General features: G+C 66.0%; 13 protein-coding genes, 1 tRNA gene and 3 rRNA genes. 3 read left to right on the forward strand and 14 right to left on the reverse strand.

Annotated elements, in window-relative coordinates:
* Positions 1 to 27: 27 nt before the first annotated feature.
* The 8 genes from OG819_RS03205 to thyX form a co-directional block, all read right to left on the reverse strand.
* A tRNA-Thr gene (locus OG819_RS03205) sits at positions 28 to 100 on the reverse strand.
* Positions 101 to 184: 84 nt separating this feature from the next.
* Positions 185 to 847, reverse strand: coding sequence for a DegT/DnrJ/EryC1/StrS family aminotransferase (locus OG819_RS03210; RefSeq protein WP_266652553.1), 663 nt, complete (start codon positions 845 to 847; stop codon positions 185 to 187).
* A 114-nt stretch (positions 848 to 961) separates the two neighbouring features.
* Positions 962 to 1,078 (reverse strand): 5S ribosomal RNA (gene rrf / locus OG819_RS03215).
* A gap of 94 nt (positions 1,079 to 1,172) precedes the next feature.
* Positions 1,173 to 4,293: ribosomal RNA gene (locus OG819_RS03220) — 23S ribosomal RNA — on the reverse strand.
* Positions 4,294 to 4,610: 317 nt separating this feature from the next.
* Positions 4,611 to 6,136 (reverse strand): 16S ribosomal RNA (locus OG819_RS03225).
* Together the 16S, 23S and 5S rRNA genes form the textbook arrangement of a ribosomal RNA operon.
* Before the next feature lie 518 nt (positions 6,137 to 6,654).
* Complete coding sequence (locus OG819_RS03230; RefSeq protein ID WP_266629332.1) at positions 6,655 to 8,340, reverse strand: ribonuclease J; 1,686 nt, start codon at positions 8,338 to 8,340, stop codon at positions 6,655 to 6,657.
* Positions 8,341 to 8,477: 137 nt separating this feature from the next.
* On the reverse strand, positions 8,478 to 9,377 hold the full coding sequence (gene dapA / locus OG819_RS03235; RefSeq protein WP_266430499.1) for a 4-hydroxy-tetrahydrodipicolinate synthase: 900 nt from the start codon (positions 9,375 to 9,377) through the stop codon (positions 8,478 to 8,480).
* 210 nt (positions 9,378 to 9,587) lie between these two features.
* Positions 9,588 to 10,328, reverse strand: a complete 741-nt coding sequence (thyX, locus tag OG819_RS03240) for an FAD-dependent thymidylate synthase (RefSeq protein ID WP_266586409.1) — start codon at positions 10,326 to 10,328, stop codon at positions 9,588 to 9,590.
* Between the two features lie 203 nt (positions 10,329 to 10,531).
* Between thyX and OG819_RS03245 the strand changes: the two genes are divergently transcribed.
* Positions 10,532 to 10,771 carry a hypothetical protein gene (locus OG819_RS03245; protein ID WP_266629330.1) on the forward strand — a complete coding sequence of 80 codons (240 nt, stop codon included), beginning with the start codon at positions 10,532 to 10,534 and terminating at the stop codon, positions 10,769 to 10,771.
* Between the two features lie 122 nt (positions 10,772 to 10,893).
* Positions 10,894 to 11,451: a hypothetical protein gene (locus OG819_RS03250; protein ID WP_266629328.1), complete on the forward strand. Its 558-nt coding sequence runs from the start codon at positions 10,894 to 10,896 to the stop codon at positions 11,449 to 11,451.
* A gap of 126 nt (positions 11,452 to 11,577) precedes the next feature.
* On the opposite strand, the gene OG819_RS03255 is transcribed toward OG819_RS03250, so the two are convergent.
* The 6 genes from OG819_RS03255 to eccD all read right to left on the reverse strand — a co-directional run bounded on the left by OG819_RS03255 (position 11,578) and on the right by eccD (position 18,763).
* Positions 11,578 to 12,033, reverse strand: a complete 456-nt coding sequence (locus tag OG819_RS03255; protein WP_266430511.1) for a hypothetical protein — start codon at positions 12,031 to 12,033, stop codon at positions 11,578 to 11,580.
* Positions 12,034 to 12,065: 32 nt separating this feature from the next.
* Positions 12,066 to 12,818, reverse strand: coding sequence for a 4-hydroxy-tetrahydrodipicolinate reductase (dapB, locus tag OG819_RS03260; protein WP_266430514.1), 753 nt, complete (start codon positions 12,816 to 12,818; stop codon positions 12,066 to 12,068).
* A 26-nt stretch (positions 12,819 to 12,844) separates the two neighbouring features.
* A complete protein-coding gene (locus OG819_RS03265; protein WP_266647916.1) occupies positions 12,845 to 14,224 on the reverse strand; it encodes a pitrilysin family protein in 1,380 nt (459 codons plus the stop codon).
* On the reverse strand, positions 14,221 to 16,437 hold the full coding sequence (locus OG819_RS03270; protein ID WP_266647918.1) for a polyribonucleotide nucleotidyltransferase: 2,217 nt from the start codon (positions 16,435 to 16,437) through the stop codon (positions 14,221 to 14,223). The genes OG819_RS03265 and OG819_RS03270 overlap by 4 nt, the downstream gene beginning before the upstream one ends.
* Before the next feature lie 373 nt (positions 16,438 to 16,810).
* Entirely contained in the window at positions 16,811 to 17,098 is a 288-nt protein-coding gene (gene rpsO, locus OG819_RS03275; RefSeq protein ID WP_037741887.1) for a 30S ribosomal protein S15, read from the reverse strand.
* A 207-nt stretch (positions 17,099 to 17,305) separates the two neighbouring features.
* Positions 17,306 to 18,763 carry a type VII secretion integral membrane protein EccD gene (gene eccD, locus OG819_RS03280; RefSeq protein WP_266629322.1) on the reverse strand — a complete coding sequence of 486 codons (1,458 nt, stop codon included), beginning with the start codon at positions 18,761 to 18,763 and terminating at the stop codon, positions 17,306 to 17,308.
* Between the two features lie 271 nt (positions 18,764 to 19,034).
* Here eccD and eccCa point away from each other — a divergent pair, with 271 nt between their 5' ends.
* The gene (gene eccCa, locus OG819_RS03285) at positions 19,035 to 22,979 is read left to right on the forward strand and encodes a type VII secretion protein EccCa (protein WP_266629321.1); all 3,945 of its coding nucleotides are present in this window, start codon (positions 19,035 to 19,037) and stop codon (positions 22,977 to 22,979) included.
* The last annotated feature ends 8 nt before the right edge of the window (positions 22,980 to 22,987 follow it).

Raw genomic sequence — 22,987 nt, forward strand, 5'->3', positions numbered from 1 at the left:
CGTAAGGGCGGAGGCCTTTTCTGTCTGAGCCCCCCAACGGAATCGAACCGTTGACCTTCTCCTTACCATGGAGACGCTCTGCCGACTGAGCTAGGGGGGCCTGTCACCATTTCGAGGTTTCCCTCGCGGCAACGGAATAGATCATACCCCGAACAGAAGCGTGCTCCCAACCAGTCTCGCTGGATCAGAACGCGGGCTGCAGCAATCCTCCGAGCGCATTGCACGCGGACACGATCCGCTGCATCTCCCGCTTCGTCAACGACGCGTCCACAGGCAGCGCCAGGGTCTCGTCGGCGGCCCGCTCCGTCTCCGGGAGGTGCACGTCCCGACGGAACCCGGGCAGCCGGTGCACGGGCGTCTTCACCGGCACCCTGCACTCAACTCCCTTGGCCCGTATGGCCCGCGCGAAGGCGTCCCGGTCCGGTCGCCCATTGCCCGGCACACGCACGACGTACTGCTGATACGTGTGCCCGTCGCCACCATCGGGCGTACACACTCCGCTCAGCCGCCCGTCAAGATAGGCCGCCCGTTCCCTGCGCTGCGCGATCTCGTCGAACGGCGCCTCGGACTCGCCCAGTTCCAGCACCAGGAGCCCGTGCCGCTGCCCGACCTCCCGCAGCCGCGCCATGTCGGCCGACCGACCGAAGCGGTGTACGACGACGACGGCCGTCGACCGCGGGGTCACGGCCGCCTCGACAGCGCCGGCGTCAAGGCAGTACGTCATCGGGTCTATGTCGGCGAAGACAGCCGACGCACCGACCTGGGTCGCGGCCTCCGCGACCTCGACGTTCCCGAACGCCGGCACGATGACCTCGTCGCCGACTCCGACACCCGCGGCCCTGAGCATTGCAGCAGTACCCATGCCGCGGATGTTTGTCGCGCAAAGTGAACGCAAAGTGTCGGACAACAAAAAAGAGCTGGTCCCCGAACCGAAGTTCGGGGACCAGCTCTTTTAATATGAGTTCGGCGGCGTCCTACTCTCCCACAAGGTCCCCCCTGCAGTACCATCGGCGCTGTGAGGCTTAGCTTCCGGGTTCGGAATGTAACCGGGCGTTTCCCTCACGCTATGACCACCGAAACACTATGAAACTGTAACTACCGCACCACACCCAGTGGCCCTGGGAATGGGGTTGTTCGTGGTTTCAGAACCAACACAGTGGACGCGAGCAACTGAGGACAAGCCCTCGGCCTATTAGTACCGGTCACCTCCAGCGGTTACCCGCCTTCCAGATCCGGCCTATCAACCCAGTCGTCTACTGGGAGCCTTAACCCCTCAAGGGGGTGGGAGTCCTCATCTCGAAGCAGGCTTCCCGCTTAGATGCTTTCAGCGGTTATCCCTCCCGAACGTAGCCAACCAGCCATGCCCTTGGCAGGACAACTGGCACACCAGAGGTTCGTCCGTCCCGGTCCTCTCGTACTAGGGACAGCCCTTCTCAAGACTCCTACGCGCACAGCGGATAGGGACCGAACTGTCTCACGACGTTCTAAACCCAGCTCGCGTACCGCTTTAATGGGCGAACAGCCCAACCCTTGGGACCGACTCCAGCCCCAGGATGCGACGAGCCGACATCGAGGTGCCAAACCATCCCGTCGATATGGACTCTTGGGGAAGATCAGCCTGTTATCCCCGGGGTACCTTTTATCCGTTGAGCGACGGCGCTTCCACAAGCCACCGCCGGATCACTAGTCCCGACTTTCGTCCCTGCTCGACCCGTCGGTCTCACAGTCAAGCTCCCTTGTGCACTTACACTCAACACCTGATTACCAACCAGGCTGAGGGAACCTTTGGGCGCCTCCGTTACTCTTTAGGAGGCAACCGCCCCAGTTAAACTACCCATCAGACACTGTCCCTGATCCGGATCACGGACCCAGGTTAGACATCCAGCACGACCAGAGTGGTATTTCAACGACGACTCCACACGGGCTGGCGCCCGCACTTCACAGTCTCCCACCTATCCTACACAAGCCGAACCGAACACCAATATCAAACTGTAGTAAAGGTCCCGGGGTCTTTCCGTCCTGCTGCGCGAAACGAGCATCTTTACTCGTAGTGCAATTTCACCGGGCCTATGGTTGAGACAGTCGAGAAGTCGTTACGCCATTCGTGCAGGTCGGAACTTACCCGACAAGGAATTTCGCTACCTTAGGATGGTTATAGTTACCACCGCCGTTTACTGGCGCTTAAGTTCTCAGCTTCGCCACCCCGAAGAGTGACTAACCGGTCCCCTTAACGTTCCAGCACCGGGCAGGCGTCAGTCCGTATACATCGCCTTACGGCTTCGCACGGACCTGTGTTTTTAGTAAACAGTCGCTTCTCGCTGGTCTCTGCGGCCACCCCCAGCTCAGAGTGCAAGACTCATCACCGGTGATGGCCCCCCTTCTCCCGAAGTTACGGGGGCATTTTGCCGAGTTCCTTAACCATAGTTCACCCGAACGCCTCGGTATTCTCTACCTGACCACCTGAGTCGGTTTAGGGTACGGGCCGCCATGAAACTCGCTAGAGGCTTTTCTCGACAGCATAGGATCATCCACTTCACCACAATCGGCTCGGCATCAGGTCTCAGACTATGTGCCAGGCGGATTTACCTACCTGACGTCCTACACCCTTACCCCGGGACAACCACCGCCCGGGATGGACTACCTTCCTGCGTCACCCCATCACTCACCTACTACAGGTCTGGTCCGTCGGCTCCACCACTCCCCTTTGCCCGAAGGCTCCGGGGCGGCTTCACGGACTTAGCATCGCCTGGTTCGATGTTTGACGCTTCACAGCGGGTACCGGAATATCAACCGGTTATCCATCGACTACGCCTGTCGGCCTCGCCTTAGGTCCCGACTTACCCTGGGCAGATCAGCTTGACCCAGGAACCCTTAGTCAATCGGCGCACACGTTTCTCACGTGTGTATCGCTACTCATGCCTGCATTCTCACTCGTGAACCGTCCACCACTGCCTTCCGGCGCGGCTTCACCCGGCACACGACGCTCCCCTACCCATCACAGCCGCCGTTGGGCGTATTGCTGCAATGACACGACTTCGGCGGTACGCTTGAGCCCCGCTACATTGTCGGCGCGGAATCACTAGACCAGTGAGCTATTACGCACTCTTTCAAGGGTGGCTGCTTCTAAGCCAACCTCCTGGTTGTCTCTGCGACTCCACATCCTTTCCCACTTAGCGTACGCTTAGGGGCCTTAGTCGATGCTCTGGGCTGTTTCCCTCTCGACCATGGAGCTTATCCCCCACAGTCTCACTGCCGCGCTCTCACTTACCGGCATTCGGAGTTTGGCTAAGGTCAGTAACCCGGTAGGGCCCATCGCCTATCCAGTGCTCTACCTCCGGCAAGAAACACACGACGCTGCACCTAAATGCATTTCGGGGAGAACCAGCTATCACGGAGTTTGATTGGCCTTTCACCCCTAACCACAGGTCATCCCCCAGGTTTTCAACCCTGGTGGGTTCGGTCCTCCACGACCTCTTACAGCCGCTTCAACCTGCCCATGGCTAGATCACTCCGCTTCGGGTCTTGAGCGCGCTACTAAATCGCCCTATTCGGACTCGCTTTCGCTACGGCTTCCCCACACGGGTTAACCTCGCAACACACCGCAAACTCGCAGGCTCATTCTTCAAAAGGCACGCAGTCACGAGGCAAGCACAAGTGCTTGCCCGACGCTCCCACGGCTTGTAGGCACACGGTTTCAGGTACTATTTCACTCCGCTCCCGCGGTACTTTTCACCATTCCCTCACGGTACTATCCGCTATCGGTCACCAGGGAATATTTAGGCTTAGCGGGTGGTCCCGCCAGATTCACACGGGATTTCTCGGGCCCCGTGCTACTTGGGTGTTTCTCAAACGAGCCGTTGACGTTTCGACTACGGGGGTCTTACCCTCTACGCCGGACCTTTCGCATGTCCTTCGCCTACATCAACGGTTTCTGACTCGTCTCACGGCCGGCAGACCGTGAAAGAGAAATCCCACAACCCCACATACGCAACCCCTGCCGGGTCTCACACGCATATGGTTTGGCCTCATCCAGTTTCGCTCGCCACTACTCCCGGAATCACGGTTGTTTTCTCTTCCTGCGGGTACTGAGATGTTTCACTTCCCCGCGTTCCCTCCACTTGCCCTATGTGTTCAGGCAAGGGTGACAGCCCATGACGACTGCCGGGTTTCCCCATTCGGAAACCCCCGGATCAAAGCCTGGTTGACGACTCCCCGGGGACTATCGTGGCCTCCCACGTCCTTCATCGGTTCCTGGTGCCAAGGCATCCACCGTGCGCCCTTAAAAACTTGGCCACAGATGCTCGCGTCCACTGTGCAGTTCTCAAACAACGACCAACCACCCATCACCCCGAACCTTCCGGTTCGAGTGCACTGGGGCCGGCACTGAAGGCAGCCAACAATCGGCCGAACCCTCAGACACCCAACAGCGTGCCCGACACCCCCACCGCTTCCCTCATTCGTTCCACACCCCGAAGAGCAGTACTGGAAGGAGAAGACAGTCAAGAGTGCCGAATAATCAACGTTCCACCCATGAGCAACCACCGTCGAACATTTGCCGACGTAATGGCCCTGGACCACCGGGCAAGCCCGGCAGCCTAGATGCTCCTTAGAAAGGAGGTGATCCAGCCGCACCTTCCGGTACGGCTACCTTGTTACGACTTCGTCCCAATCGCCAGTCCCACCTTCGACAGCTCCCTCCCACAAGGGGTTGGGCCACCGGCTTCGGGTGTTACCGACTTTCGTGACGTGACGGGCGGTGTGTACAAGGCCCGGGAACGTATTCACCGCAGCAATGCTGATCTGCGATTACTAGCAACTCCGACTTCATGGGGTCGAGTTGCAGACCCCAATCCGAACTGAGACAGGCTTTTTGAGATTCGCTCCGCCTCACGGCTTCGCAGCTCATTGTACCTGCCATTGTAGCACGTGTGCAGCCCAAGACATAAGGGGCATGATGACTTGACGTCGTCCCCACCTTCCTCCGAGTTGACCCCGGCAGTCTCCTGTGAGTCCCCATCACCCCGAAGGGCATGCTGGCAACACAGAACAAGGGTTGCGCTCGTTGCGGGACTTAACCCAACATCTCACGACACGAGCTGACGACAGCCATGCACCACCTGTACACCGACCACAAGGGGGCGACCATCTCTGGCCGTTTCCGGTGCATGTCAAGCCTTGGTAAGGTTCTTCGCGTTGCGTCGAATTAAGCCACATGCTCCGCTGCTTGTGCGGGCCCCCGTCAATTCCTTTGAGTTTTAGCCTTGCGGCCGTACTCCCCAGGCGGGGAACTTAATGCGTTAGCTGCGGCACCGACGACGTGGAATGTCGCCAACACCTAGTTCCCACCGTTTACGGCGTGGACTACCAGGGTATCTAATCCTGTTCGCTCCCCACGCTTTCGCTCCTCAGCGTCAGTAATGGCCCAGAGATCCGCCTTCGCCACCGGTGTTCCTCCTGATATCTGCGCATTTCACCGCTACACCAGGAATTCCGATCTCCCCTACCACACTCTAGCTAGCCCGTATCGAATGCAGACCCGGGGTTAAGCCCCGGGCTTTCACACCCGACGTGACAAGCCGCCTACGAGCTCTTTACGCCCAATAATTCCGGACAACGCTTGCGCCCTACGTATTACCGCGGCTGCTGGCACGTAGTTAGCCGGCGCTTCTTCTGCAGGTACCGTCACTCTCGCTTCTTCCCTGCTGAAAGAGGTTTACAACCCGAAGGCCGTCATCCCTCACGCGGCGTCGCTGCATCAGGCTTTCGCCCATTGTGCAATATTCCCCACTGCTGCCTCCCGTAGGAGTCTGGGCCGTGTCTCAGTCCCAGTGTGGCCGGTCGCCCTCTCAGGCCGGCTACCCGTCGTCGCCTTGGTGAGCCACTACCTCACCAACAAGCTGATAGGCCGCGGGCTCATCCTTCACCGCCGGAGCTTTTAACCCACCCAGATGCCCAGGCAGGTGTTATCCGGTATTAGACCCCGTTTCCAGGGCTTGTCCCAGAGTGAAGGGCAGATTGCCCACGTGTTACTCACCCGTTCGCCACTAATCCACCCCGAAGGGCTTCATCGTTCGACTTGCATGTGTTAAGCACGCCGCCAGCGTTCGTCCTGAGCCAGGATCAAACTCTCCGTGAATGTTTTCCCGTAATCGGGACGACACCACGAGAGCGGAACCAGGAAGAGGAATAATCCTCCCGGTTCACAGCGTCCTCGCTGTGCGCCTACCAGGCAGTGCCCGGCAGGACTTTTTCAAAGGAACCTCGCCCCAGCCGATCGGCCGGAGACGGGGTATCAACATATCTGGCGTTGATTTTTGGCACGCTGTTGAGTTCTCAAGGAACGGACGCTTCCTTTGTACTCACCCTCTCGGGCTTTCCTCCGGGCGCTTCCCTTCGGTCTTGCGTTTCCGACTCTATCAGACCGCTTCGCGATCCGATTTCCTCGGCGCTTTCCAGGTTTCCGCTTCCGCGTTTCCCTTTCCGGCGGCTCCGACTTTATCAGAGATTCTGAGTCGGAATTTCCGACCCGCTCGAGATGGTTCCTGGCACACGGTCGTGCCGGGTTCCCGTTCAGGTGGAGCCGTAAACCTACTGGAGCGGGGCGCCCCGATGCAAATCGAGGGGCCCCGCTCCGGAGTTGGCGTGTGCGAGGGGTCAGACCTCGACGACGACCGGCAGGATCATCGGGCGCCGGCGGTAGTTGTCCGACACCCACTTGCCCAGCGTGCGGCGGATGAGCTGCTGCATCTGGTGGGGTTCGACCACACCGTCCTGGGCCGAGCGCTCCAGAACCTCCGTGATCTTCGGGATGACATCTCCGAAGGCGGAGTCGTCGATACCCGAACCACGCGCGTGGACGTGCGGGCCGGCGGTGATCTTGCCCGTACTGGCGTCGATCACCATGAAGACCGAGATGATGCCCTCGTCGCCGAGGATCTTGCGGTCCTTGAGCGCCGGCTCGCCCACGTCCCCGACCGAGAGGCCGTCGACGTACACGTAACCCGCCTGGACCTTGCCGGAGATCTTGGCCTTGCCCTCGATGAGGTCGACGACGATTCCGTCCTCGGCGATCACGATGCGGTCGTGCGGGACGCCGGTGAGGGCGCCGAGCTCGGCGTTGGCGCGCAGGTGGCGCCATTCGCCGTGGACCGGCATCAGGTTCCGCGGCTTGCAGATGTTGTAGAAGTACAGCAGCTCGCCCGCGGAGGCGTGGCCGGAGACGTGCACCTTGGCGTTGCCCTTGTGGACGACGTTGGCGCCCCAGCGGGTGAGGCCGTTGATGACGCGGTAGACCGCGTTCTCGTTGCCCGGGATGAGCGACGAGGCCAGGATCACCGTGTCGCCCTGGACGATCCGGATCTGGTGGTCCCGGTTGGCCATCCTCGACAGGGCCGCCATCGGCTCGCCCTGCGAGCCCGTGCAGACGAGGACGATCTCGTGCTCCGGGAGGTCGTCGAGCGTCTTGACGTCCACCACCAGGCCCGGCGGGACCTTCAGATAACCCAGGTCCCGGGCGATGCCCATGTTGCGGACCATCGAGCGGCCGACGAAGGCGACCCGGCGGCCGTACTCATGGGCCGCGTCCAGGATCTGCTGGATGCGGTGAACGTGGCTGGCGAAGCTCGCCACGATGATCCGCTTGCGGGCACTGGCGAAGACCGTCCGCAGCGCGTTCGAGATGTCGCGCTCGGGCGGGACGAACCCCGGAACCTCGGCGTTCGTGGAGTCGGAGAGGAGAAGGTCGATACCTTCCTCGCTCAGACGTGCGAACGCGTGCAGGTCGGTGAGGCGGTTGTCCAGCGGGAGCTGGTCCATCTTGAAGTCGCCGGTGTGGACGACCATGCCCGCGGGGGTGCGGATGGCGACCGCGAGGGCGTCCGGGATGGAGTGGTTGACCGCCACGAACTCGCAGTCGAAGGGGCCGATGCGCTCGCGGTGACCCTCCGCGACTTCGAGCGTGTAGGGGCGGATGCGGTGCTCCTGGAGCTTCGCCTCGATGAGGGCGAGGGTCAGCTTGGAGCCGATCAGCGGGATGTCCGGCTTCTCGCGCAGGAGGAACGGGACGGCGCCGATGTGGTCCTCGTGGCCATGTGTGAGGACGATGCCCTCGATGTCGTCGAGGCGGTCCCTGATGGACGTGAAGTCCGGCAGGATCAGGTCGATTCCGGGCTGCTCCTCCTCGGGGAAGAGCACTCCGCAGTCGACGATCAGCAGGCGGCCGTCGTATTCGAAGACCGTCATGTTCCGGCCGATTTCGCCGAGGCCACCGAGCGGGGTGACCCGCAGGCCTCCCTGGGGAAGCTTCGGCGGCGGGCCGAGTTCAGGATGCGGATGACTCAAAAGACTCTCCTCACCACACGCGCCACGTACCTGGCAAGGCACGTGGCGCGCATGACGTTCGTGCAGTAGCAGTTGTCTGTGTGGGGTGCAGGCCCCTGGCCTGCGTTGTCGTGCGTATTCAGTTGTGAAGTCTGTATTTAGAGCTCTACCCCGCCGGCAGCAAGATCGATCTTGAGCTGGGCGGTCTCCTCGGGCGACAGCTCGACCATCGGGGCGCGCAGCGGTCCTGCGGGCAGTCCCTGCAGGGCGAGCGCGGCCTTCGTCGTCATGACGCCCTGGGTGCGGAACATACCGGTGAAGACGGGAAGCAGCTTCTGGTGGATCTCGGTGGCCTTCTGTACGTCACCCGAGACATACGCGTCCAGCATGGCGCGCAGCTCCGGGGTGACGACGTGGCCGACGACGGAGACGAAGCCGACCGCGCCCACGGAGAGCAGCGGCAGGTTCAGCATGTCGTCGCCCGAGTACCAGGCGAGTCCGGAGCGGGCGATGGCCCAGCTGGCTCGGCCCAGGTCCCCCTTGGCGTCCTTGTTCGCGACGATACGCGGGTGCTCGGCCAGCCGCACGAGAGTTTCGGTGCTGATCGGTACGCCGCTGCGGCCGGGGATGTCGTACAGCATGACCGGCAGCTCGGTCGCGTCGGCGATGGCCGAGAAGTGACGGTACAGGCCCTCCTGCGGGGGCTTGTTGTAGTACGGCGTCACGGTCAGCAGGCCGTGCGCGCCGGTCTTCTCGGCGGCGCGGGCGAGCTCGATGCTGTGGTGGGTGTCGTTCGTGCCGACGCCCGCGACAACGTGGGCGCGGTCGCCGACCGCCTCGAGTACGGCTCGTACGAGATCCGATTTCTCCACGTCACTGGTGGTCGGGGACTCACCGGTGGTGCCGTTGATGATCAGGCCGTCATTGCCTGCGTCCACCAGGTGGGTGGCGAGCCGCTGTGCGCCGTCGAGGTCGAGTGCGCCGTCCGCCGTGAAGGGCGTGACCATGGCGGTGAGGACCCGCCCGAAGGGGGTCTGCGGAGTGGAGGTCGGAGCCATGGGTAACACGCTACTCGCTGCTCAGGGCGTGGTCTGCCCTCGGGGGACACGACAAAGCGCGACAAATGCGGAGCCCGGCACTGCCTGCTCGGGGGTTCAAGCAGTGCCGGGTCCGTTTGATCAGGCTAGATGAACTTCTCGAAATGCCGCAATACGGACACCTCACTCGGTCCATCCGCACATGTGTGCCGGACGGCGTGAGGGAGCGCGTTACGGCGCCACGCGCCCGTTGGCATTGAAGGCCGCGTGGGTGAGCGGCATGAGCTTGGCCCACTCCGCCTCCATCTTCTCGCCGACCATCTCGATCTCCCGCTGCGGGAAGGACGGGACCTTGGCGAGCTCGTGCTGGGTGCGCAGGCCCAGGAAGTGCATCAGGGAGCGTGCGTTGCACGTGGCGTACATCGAGGAGAAGAGGCCGACGGGGAGGACGGCACGCGCCACCTCACGGGCCACACCGGCGGCGAGCATCTCCTGGTAGGCCTCGTACGCCTGTCGGTAGGAGTCCTCCATCACGCGGCCCGTGAGCTCCTGCTGCGCCTGGGTGCCCTCGACGAAGACGTACTTGCCGGGGCGGCCCTCCTGGACCAGCTTGCGGGACTCGTCCGGGACGTAGAAGGCCGGCTGGAGCTCCCTGTACCGGCCCGACTCCTCGTTGTACGACCAGCCCACACGGTGCCGCATGAACTCGCGGAAGACGAAGATCGGGGCGCTGACGAAGAAGGTCATCGAGTTGTGCTCGAAGGGGCTGCCGTGCCGGTCCCGCATCAGGTAGTTCAGCAGGCCCTTGGAGCGCTCCGGGTCCTTCTGGAGCTCCTCGAGGGACTGCTCACCGACGGTCGAGACACGGGCGGCGAACAGCACGTCCGAGTCGGACGCGGTGTGCTTGACCAGCTCGACGGTGACATCGCTGCGGAAACTGGGCTTGAGGTCGTCGGCGGGGGTGTCGGTCACGGTGCGGAGGGTCCTTCCCATCACGTCTCTCGGGCGGCGCCCACTCTACGGCCCGCCACTGACAACGGTGCGTTCGGTGCCGTGCCGCGACATTCGTCGGCGAACTTCAGCGAATTCGGTGATTCCGGGCACCTCTTGGGCCTTTCGCTCGTCTGTACCGGTGACAGCGATTCGTTCGAGTCTCCAGAGGAGAAGCAACCCCCATGTTCCGTCGGCGCGAACCCGTACCGTTCGCCTTCATCGCGGAAGCCGACCAGTTCCGCAGCAATGTCACTCCCCCACCGCGTGGGCGCGCGTCGGGCGGCGAGATATTCGGCCGCTGGCTCCTGGGGCTCACCGTGGTCGCCGGGCTGGTGGGCGCGTTGGTTCTCGGGATGCCGTCCCTCTCGCTGGACCAGTCGTCCGCGACGACCCAGCATTCCGAAGCCTCCAACGGCCGCTGACCCTCCTCCGCTGCCCAAATGCCGTGGGGGCACCCCCATGGCCCCCCAAGGGTGGTGAGCGGGGACCCCGCTCGATAGCCTCACCGGGCACAGCCCATGCGTGGATTGAGTGAGGAACAGTCGTGCCCCTGCCCTTCCTGACGGCGGACCGTGACTTTGACGAGGCGGCGGGCGAAGTCGCCCTGCCCTTCGACGACCGCGGCCACTGGCGGCGCCCCTACCGGCCCGGGCCTTGGCGGGTGGCGCTCGCCGCGCTCGTCCTGCTGCTCGCTTCCTACGTGCTCGTCGCGGCCGTGATCATCGCGCTCACCGGGAGCCGCTCCGCGGCGCTGCTCTGTTTCGTCGGCTCTCTGCTCGTCATCCTGTGCGCGCTGCGGCTGCTGCGGATGGGCGTCTGGGTGAGTGCGCGGGGGCTGCGCCGCGTGGGCTTCCTGTACACGAGTACGGCGTCCTGGGAGCAGGTCGTCGCCGTACGCACCGTCCAGCAGCCGGTGCGCTGGCTCGGGCTGCCGCGCACCGTGCAGGGACAGGCGCTGGTCCTCGTACGCGAGGGTCGTGCGGCGGACACCGTGCCGCCGCTGCTCACCTCGCACAACTCCGACTTCCTGGCGCGCGCGGAAGCGTTCGACCGGGCGGCGGACGCCGTCGAGGTGTGGGCCGACGAGTACCGGCGGAGTTGATCCCCCGGCGGTCGTAGCACGTCGAAGGGGCCGGTCCGCGGAGTGCGGACCGGCCCCTTCGACGTGCTTCCCGTCCTGCTGCTTCTCGTCGCACTTGCCTCGTGCTTCTCGGGCTCGCCCTGGCGCTCAGGCCTCGGCCGGGGGCCTGCCCTCGCGCAGGGCGATCGCCCGCTGCATCGCCTTGCGGGCGCGCGGGGTGTCACGGGCGTCGTGGTAGGCGATCGCGAGGCGGAACCAGCTGCGCCAGTCGTCCGGGGCGTCCTCGGTCTCGGCCTTGCGCCTGGCGAAGACCTCGTCGGCCGAGTCACGGTCGATACGGCCGCCCGGGGTGCGCTTCAACTCGTCCACGGGCAGGCCGCCCTCGGCGTCGAGCTCGGCGGCGAGCCGGTTGGCCTTGCGGACGAACTCGGTGTTCTTCCACAGGAACCAGATGCCGATGACCGGCAGGATCAGCACCGCGACACCGAAGGTGACGGTGATCAGGGTGCCGTTCTGGATGAGCAGCACGCCTCGGCTGCCGACCAGGACGAAGTAGACGACCAGGACGGCGGCCGTGACGGCGTAGGTGATCTTCGCGCGCATGTCTGCCGGCTATCTGTTGTGCGTCCCTCGGCTCAGCCGAGGTCCAGGAAGTGTTCCAGGCCGAAGGTGAGGCCCGGCGTGGTCACCACGCGGCGGACGCCGAGCAGGATGCCCGGCATGAAGCTGCTGTGGTGGAGGGAGTCGTGGCGGATGGTGAGGGTCTCGCCCTCGCCGCCCAGCAAGACCTCCTGGTGGGCGAGGAGCCCGCGCAGGCGCACCGCGTGCACCGGGACGCCGTCGACGTTCGCGCCGCGGGCGCCGTCCAGGGCGGTCGCCGTGGCGTCGGGCTGCGGGGCGCTGCCCGCGCGCTTGCGGGCCGCGGCGATGAGCTGGGCGGTACGCGTGGCGGTGCCGCTGGGGGCGTCCACCTTGTTCGGGTGGTGCAGCTCGACGACCTCGACGGACTCGAAGTACGGCGCGGCGACCTCGGCGAACTTCATGGTCAGTACGGCCCCGATGGAGAAGTTGGGCGCGATGAGCACGCCGGTCTCCGGGGACTCGGCCAGCGAGGCGTTGAGCTGCGCGAGTCGCTCGTCGGTCCAGCCGGTCGTGCCGACCACGGCGTGGATGCCGTGCCGGACGCAGAAGTCGAGGTTGCCCATCACCGAGGCCGGGGTGGTCAGTTCGACCACGACCTGGGTGCCGGTGGCGACCAGCGCCTCCAGCTCGTCACCGCGGCCCAGCGCGGCCACCAGCTCCAGGTCCTCGGCGGCCTCGACGGCTCGTACCGCCTCGGCCCCGATCCGGCCCTTGGCACCGAGGACCGCCACGCGCAGCTTGCTCATTGCTTCGTTCCTTACCGAGACGGGAATTACGCGACCGCGTCGTGCAGACGGGAGGCCTGCTTGTCCTTGAGCGGGCCGATGACCGACAGCGAGGGCCGCTGACCCAGGATGTCGCGGGCGGCCGAGCTGACCTCGTCGGGGGTGACCGACGCTATCCGGACCAGCATGTCGTCGACGGACATCTGCTCGCCCCAGCACAGCTCGCTCTTGCCGATACGGTTCATCAGCGCGCCGGTGTCCTCCAGGCCGAGGACGGTGGAGCCCTGCAGCTGACCGATGGCGCGGCCGATCTCGTCGTCCGAGAGGCCGTGCTCGGCGACGTGGTCGAGCTCGTCGCGGCAGATCTTGAGCACGTCGTGGACCTGGCTCGGCCTGCAGCCCGCGTACACGCCGAAGAGGCCGCAGTCGGCGAAACCCGAGGTGTACGAGTACACGCTGTAGGCCAGGCCGCGCTTCTCGCGGACCTCCTGGAAGAGGCGGGAGGACATGCCACCGCCGAGGGCGGTGTTCAGGACGCCCAGGGCCCAGCGGCGCTCGTCGGTGCGGCCGAGGCCCGGCATGCCGAGGACGACATGGGCCTGCTCGGTCCTGCGGCCGAGGAGTTCGACGCGGCCCGCGGTGCGGATGGCGCGGCGGCCGTCGCGCGGGGCGATCGGCTCGACGGCGGTCTCCTTGAGAGCGCCCGCCTTCTCGAAGGCGGCGCGGACCTGGCGTACGACCTTGTTGTGGTCGACGTTGCCCGCGCAGGCGACCACCAGGTGCGTCGGGTCGTAGTGCTTCTTGTAGAAGCGGCGGATGCGGTCGGCGCTGAGCGCGTTGACCGTGTCGACCGTGCCGAGGACCGGGCGGCCGAGGGGGGTGTCGCCGAGCATGGTGTGCGCGAACAGGTCGTGCACGCAGTCGCCCGGGTCGTCCTCCGTCATCGCGATCTCTTCGAGGATCACGCCGCGCTCGGCGTCCACGTCGGCCTGCTCGATCAGCGAACCGGTGAGCATGTCGCACACGACGTCGATGGCGAGCGGGAGGTCGGTGTCGAGCACGCGCGCGTAGTAGCACGTGTACTCCTTGGCCGTGAACGCGTTCATCTCGCCGCCGACCGCGTCAATGGCGGAGGAGATGTCCAGGGCGCTGCGCCGGGAGGTGCCCTTGAAGAGCAGGTGCTCCAGGTAGTGCGTGGCGCCGTTCAGCGTCGGCGTCTCGTCGCGGGAGCCGACGTGCGCCCAGATCCCGAAGGTGGCCGAGCGTACGGAGGGGAGGGTCTCGGTGACGATGCGCAGGCCGCCGGGGAGGGTGGTCTTACGAACCGTACCGATGCCGTTCTCGCCCTTGATGAGGGTTTGGGTACGGGCGACGGCCCGCGCCTCCGAGGAGGTGCGGGCCGTCGCCGTGGAGCTACGAGACGTCACTTGTCGGTGTCGTCCTTCTGCTCGTCGTCGCCTTCGCCCTCGATCACGGGGATCAGGGAGAGCTTGCCGCGGGAGTCGATCTCGGCGATCTCGACCTGGACCTTCTGGCCCACTCCGAGGACGTCCTCGACGTTCTCCACGCGCTTACCGCCGGCGAGCTTGCGGATCTGCGAGATGTGCAGCAGACCGTCCTTGCCCGGGAGCAGCGACACGAACGCGCCGAAGGTCGTCGTCTTCACGACGGTGCCCAGGTAGCGCTCACCGACCTCCGGCATGGTCGGGTTGGCGATGCCGTTGATCGTGGCGCGGGCGGCCTCGGCGGCCGGGCCGTCGGCGGCACCGATGTAGATGGTGCCGTCGTCCTCGATCGTGATCTCGGCGCCGGTGTCCTCCTGGATCTGGTTGATCATCTTGCCCTTGGGGCCGATGACCTCACCGATCTTGTCCACGGGGATCTTGACGGTGATGATCCGCGGGGCGTTCGGGGACATCTCGTCCGGCGTGTCGATCGCTTCCATCATCACGTCGAGGATGTGGAGGCGGGCGTCACGGGCCTGCTTGAGGGCAGCGGCCAGGACGGAGGCCGGGATGCCGTCCAGCTTGGTGTCGAGCTGGAGGGCGGTCACGAACTCCTTGGTGCCGGCGACCTTGAAGTCCATGTCGCCGAAGGCGTCCTCCGCACCGAGGATGTCGGTGAGGGCGACGTAGTGCGTCTGGCCGTCGATCTCCTGGGAGATCAGACCCATGGCGATACCGGCGACGGGGGCCTTCAGCGGCACACCGGCGTTCAGCAGCGACATGGTGGAGGCGCAGACCGAGCCCATGGAGGTCGAGCCGTTGGAGCCGAGGGCCTCGGACACCTGACGGATCGCGTAGGGGAACTCCTCGCGGGTCGGCAGGACCGGCACGATCGCGCGCTCGGCGAGCGCGCCGTGGCCGATCTCGCGGCGCTTCGGGGAGCCCACGCGGCCCGTCTCACCGACGGAGTACGGCGGGAAGTTGTAGTTGTGCATGTAGCGCTTGCGGGCCACCGGGGAGAGGGTGTCCAGCTGCTGCTCCATGCGGAGCATGTTGAGGGTGGTGACGCCCAGGATCTGGGTCTCGCCACGCTCGAACAGCGCCGAGCCGTGCACGCGCGGGATGGCCTCGACCTCGGCGGCGAGCGTACGGATGTCCGTGACGCCACGGCCGTCGATGCGGACCTTGTCCTTGATGACGCGCTCGCGGACCAGCTTCTTGGTCAGCGCACGGTACGCGGCGGAGATCTCCTTCTCGCGGCCCTCGAACTGCGGGAGCAGCTTGTCGGCGGCGATGTCCTTGACGCGGTCCAGCTCGGCCTCGCGGTCCTGCTTGCCGGCGATGGTGAGCGCCTGGGCGAGCTCGCTCTTGACCGCGGCGGTGAGGGCCTCGAGGACATCGTCCTCGTAGTCGAGGAAGATCGGGAACTCGGCGGTCGGCTTGGCGGCCTTCGCGGCGAGGTCCGACTGCGCCTTGCACAGGACCTTGATGAAGGGCTTCGCGGCGTCCAGACCGGAGGCGACGACCTCCTCGGTCGGTGCCTCGGCGCCGCCCTTGACCAGCTGGATGGTCTTGTCGGTGGCCTCGGCCTCGACCATCATGATCGCGACGTCGCCGTCCTCCAGGACGCGACCGGCGACGACCATGTCGAAGACGGCGTCCTCGAGCTCGGTGTGCGTCGGGAACGCGACCCACTGGCCGTTGATCAGCGCGACGCGGACGCCGCCGACCGGGCCGGAGAAGGGCAGACCGGCCAGCTGCGTGGACGCGGAGGCGGCGTTGATCGCCACGACGTCGTACAGGTGGTCGGGGTTGAGGGCCATGATCGTGGCGACGACCTGGATCTCGTTGCGCAGGCCCTTCTTGAAGGACGGGCGCAGCGGGCGGTCGATCAGACGACAGGTGAGGACGGCGTCCTCGGAGGGACGGCCCTCACGGCGGAAGAAGCTGCCGGGGATCTTGCCGGCGGCGTACATCCGCTCCTCGACGTCCACCGTGAGGGGGAAGAAGTCGAGATTGTCCTTGGGCTTCTTGGAAGCACTGGTGGCCGACAGCACCATGGTGTCGTCGTCCAGGTACGCCACGGCGGAGCCGGCGGCCTGCTTGGCCAGGCGGCCCGTCTCGAAGCGGATGGTACGGGTGCCGAAGGAACCGTTGTCGATAACGGCCTCGGCGTAGTGGGTCTCGTTCTCCACTAGCGTTTTCTCCTCGTCTTCGTCCCGTCCTGCCCGTGTGGCAGGGGGACGGTGGCGGAGACGCGCTCCTTCTGGTGCGGGCCGGTCTTCGATCGAAGCACCCGGGGTCTCATTCTCCCGGGGGCCACTACCGAGGACCGGCGGCGGCGAGGTGCGCTTCTCCTCGTTCGTTGTCGTGACGCCCCCTACCCGGCGGGTACGGAGCCGTCACGCTGTGTCGTACGTGCTGTGTCCTGCGTATTGCGTTGTGCTACCACACTACAAAGCGTCGCTGACACTCCGCACGTACAGAGACGTACGGCAGTACTTGCAGCAGCACGTACAGCAAAAGGAGCGGCTCCCAAGAGGTGGGAACCGCTCCCTTCACGGCGTCTTACTTGGCGCCCGCCGCACCGCGGCGGATGCCCAGGCGGTCGACCAGCGCACGGAAGCGCTGGATGTCCTTCTTGGCCAGGTACTGCAGCAGCCGGCGGCGCTGACCGACCAGGATCAGCAGACCACGACGGGAGTGGTGGTCGTGCTTGTGGGTCTTGAGGTGCTCGGTCAGGTCCGAGATGCGGCGCGAGAGCATGGCGACCTGGACCTCGGGGGAGCCGGTGTCGCCCTCCTTCTGACCGAACTCGCTGATGATCTGCTTCTTCGTAGCGGCGTCGAGCGACACGCGTACTCCTCGTAGTCTCTGAGTAGCCACCGAGTGCCCCTGGTCCACATCTCAGGGGAGCTTCCGTTACTCGGGAGGCGGGGATCCGCTGGGCGCGGCCACCAGAGCCATGGGCTCCGGGGGTGCGTACACAAACGGCCGTCACACAGCGTACCAGCCCGGAAGTGGCCGGTTCTCCGTCGCGGCCCCACGGCCGACGGACGGCCCTCAGACGCCGCTGCGGACCTTGCTGTAGACGTCCAGGACGGCCAGGCAGACCGGGATCAGGGAGAGCAGCACCAGGGAATCCGCGAGATCCAGCATGCGGCCCCAGAAGGGAGAGAGCCCCTTCTGCGGCACGATCAGGGCGATCGCGATCAGGAGCAGCACGCCTGCCCCAACCGAGGCGCCGAGCCACAGGGTCCGTATGTCGACGGGGCCGGAGTTGCCCTGGACCAATTCGATGATGATCCCGGCCGGGGGCGAGATCGCGAGGCCGAGTACCAGCAGACCGAGCGTGACGATACCGGCCACGAAAAGGCACGTCACCTGGGCGGTGTACCGGAAGAGGCGCGCCCGCAGTATCGCGGCGAGGCCGGTGCACAGGGCCAGCAGTTGGGCCCAGCCGCTGTCGCTGAAGCCGAGCACCGCGCCACCTGCGCCGATGATGACGGTGGCACAGCCGCCGACCAGTCCGAACAGCAGTTCGTGACCCCGGCTGGTCTGGGCGACGATGCGCTGGACGTCGACGGCCTCGAGGTCGCCCTCCACGCCCTCACGACGGGCCCTGGCCAGGTCCTCCGGATTGCGGAAACCGATCGGCAGCTTGGCGAAGCGGGCCGACCATCCGGGCAGGAAGCCGACGATCACCAGCGCGACGACCGAGGTGCCGGCGGCGATCTCCCGCGGCTCCGCCTCCGTGAGCACACCGCAGAACACGGCGAGCGTGCCGATCGCGGCGGCCAGCGCGGCGGCCACGAACGGGGCGTCTCCCTGCGGCAGCAGCATGATCAGCACGACGGAGAAGAGCAGTACGGCGACGCAGCCGACGAGGAACTGCAGCCTGCCTGGGCCTTCACCCGCGTCCTGGGGGATGGCGCCGGAGCCCGCGATGAGCGCGTGCGGCAGCGCCGAGACGCCGAGCGCGACGGCGCTGCCGCGGTCGTCGTACACCCGGGCCCGTACACCGGCGAGTGCCGTCAGCGCCAGCGCGACCACGCCGGCGAGGATGCCCTGAAGGCCGTGCATGTCGTGGCGTATCGGATCCGCGAACCAGAAGACGAAGCCGAGCATGATCAGCAGCAGCGCGCCGGAGACGAGGCCGGCCACCCGCATCAGGTTGTCGTTCCAGCTGCGGATGTCCTGCTTGACCGTGGTGGCGATCGCGTCCACCACGTCGTCGTGAACGGCCGGCGGCAGCGAATCGGCGAATGTGCGCAGCAGCAGCACTTCGCCGTCCCTGACCCGGTGCTCGAGCAACGAACGGCTCGCGTCGAGCACTTGGCCCTCGCGGGTCACGAGGTGGTAGCCGGCGGGGCTGGTGTCCGACTGGACCAGGCCCGAGAGCCTGACAATCTCGGGAAAAAGGTCCTGGATCGGCAGGTCCTCCGGCAGCGCGACATCGATACGGCTGTCCGGCGCTGCGATGGTGATTCGGCAGAAACCCGTCGAAATCCCCGTGCTCACCTGGAAGTTCCCCCTGCTAGACAAAGCTTCTTCGCGCCGCTCGTACGACGCGGAGCGCCACCATATCCGTTACCTCGGGCGGCACAGGGCCTGCTCTCTCATTTCTTCCAGGACCTGCTCCGCATCTCCATGCGCCTGGCTCCCCCGGGCCCTGGACGTGTCAGTAGGATCGACGCCTACGCGAACGACGCCTACGCGAACGAGAAGTACGTCGCGGTACACGGGGGCGTCGGTGCCAGGACGTATCAATCGCGAAGGATGAGTGCATTCGGTGAGCGTCGTCATCATCAAACGGCCACCGCGGATAGTGTCCCCGGTCGTCCCGGAGGGCGAGGTCAGGCTCGAGACGCCGCCCGAGATCCCCCGCGAGGGCGACGAGAGCATGCTGATGAACCTGCTGCCCATGATGGGCATGCTGGGTTCCGTCGGCTTCTTCTTCATGCCCAACCTGCCCTCGTACATGAGGGTGGTCGGTGGGCTGATGCTGGCCTCGACGCTGGCCATGGCCATCGCCCAGTTCGCCAAGTCCCGGCAGGGCGGCGGCGCGGGGATGGCGCAGGACCGGCGTGACTACTTCCGCTACCTCGAACAGGTCCGCAAGGACGTACACAAGACCGCGGAACTGCAGCGGCACAGCCAGCTCTTCCAGCATCCCGACCCGGAGCAGCTGTGGGCGGTGGCGGCCGACGGCAAACGTCTGTGGGAGCGGCGCCCGACCGACGGGGACTTCACCTCCGTACGGATCGGTCGCGGTGTGCAGCAGCTGAACACCCCGCTCGTCGCGCCGGAGACGGCACCCAAGGACGAACTGGAGCCGCTGACCGCGGCGGCCATGAAGGCCTTCCTCGACGCGCACGGCAGTCTGAACGACCTGCCCGTCTCCGTCTCGCTGCGCGCCTTCTACCACATGACGATCTGCGGAGAGACCGACACGGTGTACGGCAACGCCCGTGCGTCTCTGTCCCAGCTGGCGACGCTGCATTCGCCCGAGGACTTGATGATCGCCGTGGTGGCACACCCCTCCGCGGCGGCGGACTGGGACTGGATCAAGTGGCTGCCGCACAGCCAGCACCCGAAGGCCAAGGACGGAGCGGGCGCGACCCGGCTCCTGTTCGACGACCTCGGAGAGCTGGAGGAGGCCCTGGCGGACCAGCTGGACGACCGTCCCCGCTGGAACCGGGACGCGAACCCCGTCTACGACCAGCCCCACCTGATCGTGGTGCTCGACGGCGGCACCGTGCCGCCGGACTCCGAACTCGCCAGTACCGAAGGCCTCCAGGGCGTCACCTTCCTGGAGATCGCCCCCGGTGAGATGGAGGAAGAACTGCGCGCGGGTCTGACGGCCTATGTGAAGCCGGACCGGATGCGGCTGTTCGTCGGCCACGAGTCCGCGTACACCGGCAAGCCGGACGTGCTGAGCGCGGCGCAGGCTGAGTCGCTGGCGCGGCAGCTCGCCCCCTTCCGGGTCGGCTCCGCGGAGGAGGGCGAGCCCCTCCTGTCCAACCTGGACTTCACGGACCTCATGGGCATCGGCGACGCGGGCACCGTCGACGTGTCCCGCACCTGGCGTCCGCGCACGCTGCACGAGCGGCTGCGGGTGCCGATCGGTGTCGGCGAGGCCGGCGAGCCGGTCATGCTCGACCTCAAGGAGGCCTCGCAGGAGGGCATGGGCCCGCACGGCCTGTGCGTCGGCGCGACCGGTTCGGGCAAGTCCGAGGTGCTGCGTACGCTGGTGCTCGGTCTCGCGGTGACGCACTCCTCGGAGACGCTGAACTTCATCCTCGCGGACTTCAAGGGCGGTGCGACCTTCGCCGGTATGGCGGACATGCCGCACACCGCGGCCGTGATCACCAACCTCGCGGACGACCTCACCCTCGTCGACCGTATGCGTGACTCGATCATGGGTGAGACGCAGCGCCGTCAGGAGTTGCTGCGCACGGCCGGCAACTACGCCAACCTGCACGACTACGAGAAGGCCCGGGCGGCGGGTGCCGCGCTCGAGCCGATGGCCTCGCTGGTGATCGTGCTCGACGAGTTCTCCGAACTCCTCACCGCCAAGCCGGACTTCATCGACATGTTCATCCAGATCGGCCGTATCGGCCGTTCGCTGGGTGTGCACCTGCTGCTGGCTTCGCAGCGCCTGGAGGAGGGCAAGCTGCGCGGCCTGGACACCTACCTGTCGTACCGGATCGGTCTGCGCACCTTCTCCGCCGCCGAGTCCCGTACGGCGATCGGCGTCCCGGACGCCTACCACCTGCCGTCGATCCCCGGCTCCGGTTATCTGCGCTACGACACCGACACCATGGTCCGCTTCAAGGCGGCGTACGTGTCGGGGCCGTACCACGGCGAGGGCCCGTCCCGGGTGCACCGCTCGACCCAGCTGCGGCCCGCGCTGTTCACGGCGGAGCACGTGGCGCTGCCCCCGCAGCCGGTGGTCGAGGAACCCGAGGCCGACAACAGGGTGGACGACGCGCTGGCCGACACCGTCCTGGACGTCATCGTCAGCAGGATGGTCAACCAGGGACCGCCCGCCCACCAGGTGTGGCTGCCCCCGCTCGACGAGGCTCCCTCGCTGGAGCAGCTCCTCCCCCAGCTCGCCGTCACCCCGGAGCGTGGCCTGACCGCGCCCGACTACACGGCTCTCGGCCGGCTCAACGTGCCGGTCGGCCTGGTGGACAAGCCGTTCGAGCAGCGGCGCGACGTGCTGTACCGGGACTTCTCGGGCGGCGCCGGTCACGGTCTGTTCGTCGGTGGCCCGCAGTCCGGCAAGTCGACGCTGCTGCGCTCGCTCATCTCGTCGTTCGCCCTCACCCACACACCCTCCGAAGTGCAGTTCTACTGCCTGGACTTCGGCGGCGGAAGCCTGATCGCGATGGAGGACCTGGCACACGTCGGCGGGGTCGCCAACCGTCTCGACGCCGAGAAGGTGCGCCGCACGGTCAGCGAGGTCGAGGGGATCCTCAACGCGCGCGAGGAGTACTTCCGCACCAACAACGTCGACTCGATCCAGACGTATCGTCAGCGGCGGGCCGCGGGAGCGCTGCCCGACCAGCCCTGGGGGGACGTCTTCCTCGTCATCGACGGCTGGGCCACCTTCAAGACGGACTACGAGCTGCTCGAGTCCACCGTCACCGAGATCGCGACGCGAGGCCTCGGTTTCGGTGTGCACGTGATCCTGAGCGCGAGCCGCTACACCGAAGTGCGGCCCGCGCTCAAGGACATGCTGCAGAACCGCATCGAGCTGCGGCTCGGTGACCCGACCGAGTCGGAGATCGACCGCAAGGTCGCGCAGAACGTCCCCGCGAGCGTGCCGGGCCGCGGTCTGACCCAGGACAAGCTGCACTTCATGACCGCCCTGCCCCGGGTCGACGGCTCCTCGGCGACCGAGGACCTGTCGGAGGCGACGTCGATCCTCATCCGCGGCATCAACGACAACTGGCAGGGCAACCAGGCCCCGTCCGTACGGCTGCTGCCCAAGCTCCTGCCGTCGGAGCGGCTGCCCAAGGGGTTCGAGCACCCGGACCGCGGTGTGGCCATCGGCATCGACGAGTCATCGCTCGCGCCGGTCTTCGTCGACTTCGAGGCAGACCCGCACTTCATCGTGTTCGGTGAGAGCGAGTCCGGTAAGTCCGCGATGCTGAGGCTGCTCATCAAGCAGATCACCGAGCGGTACACGCCGGAGCAGGCGAAGATCGTCATGGGTGACTACCGGCGCGCCCACCTGCAGGGTGTGCCCGAGACGCACCTGTCGAGGTACTGCGCGTCGGCGCCCGCCCTGTCGGAGACGCTGGAAGGCCTCGCCGGTTCGCTCAGCCGCCGGATGCCGGGTCCGGACGTCACGCCCGAGCAGCTGCGCAACCGCAGCTGGTACAGCAGCCCGGACGCGTTCGTCATCATCGACGACTACGACCTGGTGGCGACGGGCATGAACCCGCTGGCCCCGCTCCTGGAGTACCTGCCCTTCGCCCGTGACGTCGGCCTGCGCGTCATCATCGCGCGTGCCTCGGGCGGTGCGAGCCGGTCGCTGTACGAGCCGGTGATGCAGCGGATGCGCGAGCTCGGCGCCCAGGGCATCGTGCTCTCCGGCGACCGGACGGAGGGTGCGCTGCTGGGCAACATCACTCCCTCGCAACTGCCGCCCGGGCGTGGGTACTTCCACACCCGGCGGCGCGGTGGGCAGCTCATCCAGACCGGATGGCTTCCCACGCGGTTCTGAGAGTCGGC

Source organism: Streptomyces sp. NBC_01549, from assembly GCF_026339955.1.
GTDB lineage: Bacteria > Actinomycetota > Actinomycetes > Streptomycetales > Streptomycetaceae > Streptomyces.